Source organism: Pseudomonas sp. SB113, assembly GCF_040754745.1.
In the GTDB taxonomy this organism is placed as follows: domain Bacteria; phylum Pseudomonadota; class Gammaproteobacteria; order Pseudomonadales; family Pseudomonadaceae; genus Aquipseudomonas; species Aquipseudomonas grimontii.
In genome coordinates this window covers 1-481 of record NZ_JBFMHW010000122.1, presented here as the reverse complement: position 1 = coordinate 481, position 481 = coordinate 1, and the positions used below count along the sequence as shown (strand labels likewise).

General features: G+C 54.9%; 1 protein-coding gene. It reads left to right on the top strand.

What is annotated here, in order from left to right; translation table 11 throughout:
• Nucleotides 1-481 (top strand): enolase C-terminal domain-like protein (locus tag AB1462_RS31760; RefSeq protein WP_367249045.1); only part of this gene is annotated, 481 nt, incomplete at both ends.

Sequence of the window (481 nt, the reverse complement as noted above, 5' to 3'; positions counted from 1 at the left end):
ATTCTCATCAATTCCCCTGACATGATGGCCGAAGAAGCCTTCCGTCTGGTTGAGCAGGGTTATTCCGCCATCAAGATCAAGATTTCCGGCAAAGTCACACAGGATGTCGCGCGAGTTGCTGCAGTCAGGGAGGCAGCCCCAGACATTATGCTTTTTGCTGACGCGAATTCGGGCTTTACCGCTCCAGATGCAATTGCCTTTTCGCGCAAGGTTGAACGCTACGACTTATATTTCTTGGAAGAGCCGCTGCCTCTCGACGATATTCCGGGATACCGGCGGCTGCGTGCAGCAACGGGGCAGCGCGTTGCTCTGGGCGAAGGCGAGTTCCACAGTTTCGGAATTAGGTCATTCCTTGAAGAGGGCCTGATCGATCTCGTGCAACCGAATGTAACCCGCGCTGGCGGCATTACAGGCTGCCTTCGTATTGCAGCGACAGCGCACGCGTTCAATCTACCTATCGCGCTTCACACAGGTGCATCTG